The sequence below is a fragment of the Streptomyces sp. 8K308 genome, assembly GCF_004348315.1.
Taxonomy (GTDB): Bacteria; Actinomycetota; Actinomycetes; order Streptomycetales; family Streptomycetaceae; genus Streptomyces.
On sequence record NZ_SMKC01000444.1, the window covers coordinates 1 to 4,962 of the forward strand.

The window sequence follows — 4,962 nt, forward strand, 5'->3', positions numbered from 1 at the left end:
GTCCTGGCCCCGCCCAGGCCCCGCCGCGTCCCGCCGGCTACGGCTACCCGCCGTCCGGGCAACCGACCGTGGGCTCCGGCTACATGGCCGTGCTGCGCTACCGCGCCGCCGACGGCTCCGAGCAGCAGCTGATCCGCCGTTCGGCGCCCGGCATGCCGCACCCGGAGTGGCAGATCCTGCACGAGCTGCACGCCATGGGCGTGCCCCCGCAGCAGGTGATCGAGCTGCACACGGAGTTGCAGTCGTGCGAGCTGCCAGGCGGCTACTGCGCCCGGATGATCCGCGAGACCTGGCCGCAGGTGCGGATCACCCACACCGCCGCCTACGGCCGGGACTTCGCGTCCCGCCAGGCGGGCGTGCGGCATCTCGTCGAGCACCAGGACGAGTTGCAGCAGTTCGCGGACGGCCCGCCGCGCTCCCAGCCGGTGCGGGCGCCGTTGCCGCGACAGCAGCCGGCGCCGGCCGTCGGGCTCGACGTGATCGGGCAGGAGCTGACGCATGCCTACGGGCCGCAGGGCGTCTTCCGTTACCAGCCGCAGTTGGTGTCCCGGCAGGGCGTGCCCGAGATAGTGACCCAGTCGCTGGTCTGGTCGGGGCTGCCCGTCGAGATCCGGCCCATCTTCTGGGCGCAGGCGCAGCCGGGGCGGCCGATCCCGACGCTGGCCGAGCTGGCCGCCGAGCGGGGCGCGCGGCCGGCGATGGACGCGGGCTCCTACCTGGTGCTCGGCAGCGACTTCGGTCAGCAGCTGTGCGTGCAGTACGGCACGGCGCACGTGGTGGCGGTGCCGCTGGAGGGCAGTCCTGACGGGCAGCCGTCGCCGGTGCGGTTCGTGAACACGTCGCTGCCCCAGTTCGCGCGCTGCATGGCGCTGTTGGGGCGGATGTGGCGGCTGCGCTACGGGCTCGATCCGGAGCAGGCCGGGCGGTGGACCACCGATTTCCAGGCGGAGTTGGCGTCGCTCGACCCGCAGGCGGTGGCGGACCCGGAGAACTGGTGGTCCGTGCTGCTCGAGCAGATGTGGGACGGATTGTTGTAAGGCACCGGCCGGCGTGTAAATTGCGCTCGGCATGCCTCGTCGGCGAGGGTGTCGCCAGCCGCGTCGGCGGGCGCCCGCGCGCGAAAAGAGCCAATCGAAGCTGCAGTTCGTCCCGGGGGTGGGAGCATTTACGCATGACCGGCTTCCGGAAGGCTCGCGGTCGCGGCTATGAGCCCGCGCAAGTGGACCAGGTGCTGGCCAGGTTGGGTCGCGAACGCGATCAGGCGTGGCAGCAGCTCGCCGAACTTAGTGTTCGCGTCGAGGAGTTGACCAGGGAGGCGGCCAGACTCACGGCGTCCGTCACGGCGTTGCCCCCCACCTCGTATGAGGGGCTCGGTAAGCGGGCCATGGCGCTGCTGGCCGAGGTGCAGGCCGAGGCGGTCGAGCTGCGGGAGTCGGCTGAGGCACAGGCCCAGGACATGGTCGACGCGGCCGACGCCACGGCCCGTGAGTTGTTGTCCGCCGCGCAGGCGGACGCCAGCCGGCGGCGCGCCGCGTCGGACGCGGCGGCCGACGGCGTCATATCCAGGGCCTCCGCGCACGCCACCAGGCTGATGGCGGAGGCCCGACAGCAGGCGATGACGCTGCGCGACGAGGCGTCGGCGGCGTTGGCCGAGGTGACCAGGCAGTGCCGGGCCCTGGTGGCCGAGCAGCGGGCCCGGCAGGCGGGCGCGGCCCGCGCGCTGGAGGAGGAGTTGACGGCGCGCCAGGCGACCGTGGACGCCCGGGTGCGAGCGCTGACGGAGCGGAGCGAGGCTCTGGTCGCCGAGGCCAGGCGGGAGCTGGCGGACGCGGAGACCGAGGCGCGGGCCACCGAGAAGGCCGCGGATGGCCGGCGGGCCGAGTTGCTCGCCGAGGCGCGGCAGCTCAGGCAGCGGGTGGAGCGGGAGACCGACCTGATCGTCGAGGAGCTCGAGGAGCGGTCCGACCAGGTGCGGGCGCACCTGGACCACATCCGCGAGACGCTGGCCGCGCTCACCGGGCGCCGGCCGGGGCGCCGCCCTGCGTCGCCTCCCGAGGACCGGGAGGACCACGACCGGCACGAGCGGCACGACGGGCGGGACGAGTGGCACGGGCGGGACGAGTGGAACGGGCGGGACGAGTGGAACGGCGGCGGCGCGACCGAGCGATTCTGACGACCGGCCTGGCCCGACCGAGATCGCCCGGCACCGACCGCGGCGCACATCGGATCGGCACAGGTCCCGGCCTAGGCGTGCCCGGTATCCTGCGAGGATCCCCCGTCCCTCCCCGGTGCGCCGTCGCGAGCGGCGACGAGCGGCGAGAGACACCGGGAGACACCGCACCCCAAGGACCGAAGGACGCGAACCCGTGAGCTCCAGCGCCATCCGCCCGGCCGCCATCATCGTTCTCGCCGCGGGTGAGGGGACCCGCATGAAGTCAGCCACGCCCAAGGTGCTGCACGAGATCTGCGGCCGGCCCCTGGTGGGGCACGTGGTGGCCGCCTGCCGCGAGCTCGATCCGCGCGAGCTCGTGGTCGTCGTCGGCCACGGCCGCGAGGCCGTCACCGCGCACCTCGCCGAGGCCGACCCGGCCGCCCGCACCGCCGTGCAACACGAGCGGCGCGGCACCGCGCACGCGGTGCGCACCGCCATCGAGGCGCTGGCCGCCGACGGTGTGGAGCCGGCCGGCACGATCCTGGTGACCTGCGGCGACATCCCCCTGCAGACCCCCGCCACGCTACGCGCGCTGGCCGACGCGCACGCCGCCGAGGGCAACGCGGTGACGGTCCTCACGGCCGAGGTGCCGGACGCCACCGGCTACGGTCGGGTGGTGCGCGGCGCGGACGGCGCGGTGACGGCGATCGTCGAGCACCGGGACGCCACCCCCGAGCAGCTGGCGATCAACGAGATCAACTCCGGGGTGCTCGCCTTCGACGGCCGGCTGCTCGCCGCGGCGCTCGGCCAGGTCCGGGCCGACAACAGCCAGGGCGAGGAGTACCTGCCCGACGTGCTGACCATCCTGCGGGACGCCGGTCACCGGGTGGGCGCGGCGCTGGCCGCCGACCACCGGGAGCTGGTGGGCATCAACGACCGGGTGCAGTTGGCCGCCGCCCGCCGGCTGCTCAACGACCGGCTGCTCGAGCGGGCCATGCTCGCCGGCGTGACGGTCGTCGACCCGGCGACGACCTGGCTGGACGTGGCCGTCACCTACGAGCCGGACGCGCTGGTGCACCCGGGCACGCAGCTGCTCGGCGCCACCCACCTGGCGACCGGCGCCGAGGTCGGACCGAACTGCCGGCTCAGGGACACCGTGGTCGGCGAGGGCGCGGTGGTCCGCGAGACGGTCGCGGAGGGCGCGCACATCGGCCAGGGCGCGCTCGTCGGCCCCTACGCCTATCTGCGGCCCGGCACGGTCCTCGGCCGTAAGGCCAAGGCCGGCACCTTTGTGGAGATGAAGAACTCGACAATCGGCGAGGGCACCAAGGTTCCGCATCTCTCCTATGTCGGCGACGCCACGATCGGTGACCACACGAACATCGGAGCGGCAACGGTCTTCGTGAACTACGACGGTCAGGAGAAGCACCACTCCTCGGTCGGCTCCTACTGCCGCACGGGCGCGGACAATATGTTCGTGGCGCCCGTCACAATCGGCGACGGCTCTTACACGGCGGCCGGTTCGGTGATCACCCGCGACGTTCCCCCGGGATCACTCGCGGTAGCCCGGGGCCAACAGCGCAATGTCGAGGGGTGGGTGGCCCGCAAGCGCCCCGAGTCCCCGGCGGCCCAGGCCGCCGACGCCGCCCTAGCTGCGACGGAGCGGAAGCCGCGCGAAGGCTGACCGGTACCGTAGTGGGTACCCACTCAGGTGGGTGAACGACCGCCCATGCGGCTACCAAGGAGACGTACTGTGACCGGGATCAAGACCACCGGCGAGAAGAAACTGATGCTCTTCTCCGGCCGCGCCCACCCCGCGCTTGCCAAGGAGGTGGCCGCGGAATTGGGCGTTGGGATTGTTCCCACGACGGCCCGGGACTTCGCCAATGGCGAGATCTATGTTCGCTTCGAGGAATCGGTGCGGGGCGCCGACTGTTTTCTGATGCAGAGTCACACGGCGCCGATCAATACGTGGATCATGGAACAGCTGATCATGATCGACGCGCTGAAGCGGGCCTCGGCCCGCAGCATCTCGGTGATCATTCCGTTCTACGGCTATGCGCGGCAGGACAAGAAGCACCGGGGTCGGGAACCGATTTCGGCGCGGCTGATGGCGGACCTGCTGAGCACCGCGGGCGCGGACCGGATCATCACCATGGACCTGCACGCCGACCAGGTGCAGGGCTATTTCGACGGCCCGGTCGACCACCTCTTCGCGCTGCCGGTGCTGGCGGACTACATCGCCAGCCGCACCGACCACGAGCAGCTCACGGTCGTCTCCCCGGACGCGGGTCGGGTGCGGGTCGCCGACCGCTGGGCCGACCGGCTCGCGGCGCCGCTGGCGATCGTCCACAAGCGGCGCGACCCGGACGTGGCCAACCAGGTCACGGTCCACGAGGTCGTCGGCGACGTGGACGGGCGGGTGTGCGTCCTGGTCGACGACATGATCGACACCGGCGGCACGATCTGCGCGGCGGCCGACGCGCTGTTCGCCAACGGCGCGCGGGACGTGATCGTGGCGGCCACGCACGGCGTCCTGTCGGGCCCGGCGGCCGACCGGCTGAAGAACTCGCGGGTCAGCGAGTTCATCTTCACCAACTCCCTGCCGACGCCGACGGAGGTCGCGCTCGACAAGATCACGGTCCTCTCGATGGCGCCGACGATCGCGCGTGCCGTGCGGGAGGTCTTTGAGGACGGCTCGGTGACGAGTCTCTTCGAAGGCAACGCGTAGCCCTGACCGGGCGGCTCGTGGCCACCCCCGCGCTCCGCGCGGGGGCCCTCGACGCTCCGCGCCTTCTTCCTTCCCCACC

The 4,962-nt window shown here is 72.5% G+C and carries 4 protein-coding genes; all 4 read left to right on the plus strand.

Annotated features, from left to right (window positions below; genetic code table 11):
• Positions 1–1,037, plus strand: a 1,037-nt coding sequence (locus tag E1265_RS33565; protein WP_207931313.1) for an SUKH-4 family immunity protein, incomplete at its 5' end; no start/stop codon positions are given.
• A gap of 134 nt (positions 1,038–1,171) precedes the next feature.
• A complete protein-coding gene (locus E1265_RS33570) occupies positions 1,172–2,173 on the plus strand; it encodes a cellulose-binding protein (protein ID WP_132934730.1) in 1,002 nt (333 codons plus the stop codon).
• 193 nt (positions 2,174–2,366) lie between these two features.
• Positions 2,367–3,836, plus strand: a complete 1,470-nt coding sequence (gene glmU, locus E1265_RS33575; protein WP_132934731.1) for a bifunctional UDP-N-acetylglucosamine diphosphorylase/glucosamine-1-phosphate N-acetyltransferase GlmU — start codon at positions 2,367–2,369, stop codon at positions 3,834–3,836.
• 69 nt (positions 3,837–3,905) lie between these two features.
• A complete protein-coding gene (locus tag E1265_RS33580; RefSeq protein WP_132934732.1) occupies positions 3,906–4,883 on the plus strand; it encodes a ribose-phosphate diphosphokinase in 978 nt (325 codons plus the stop codon).
• Positions 4,884–4,962 lie beyond the last annotated feature (79 nt).

Bases quoted from the DNA above. Each gene is read 5' to 3' on its own strand.
- E1265_RS33570 (WP_132934730.1), top strand. From the start codon at position 1,172: ATGACCGGCTTCCGGAAGGCTCGCGGTCGCGGCTATGAGCCCGCGCAA.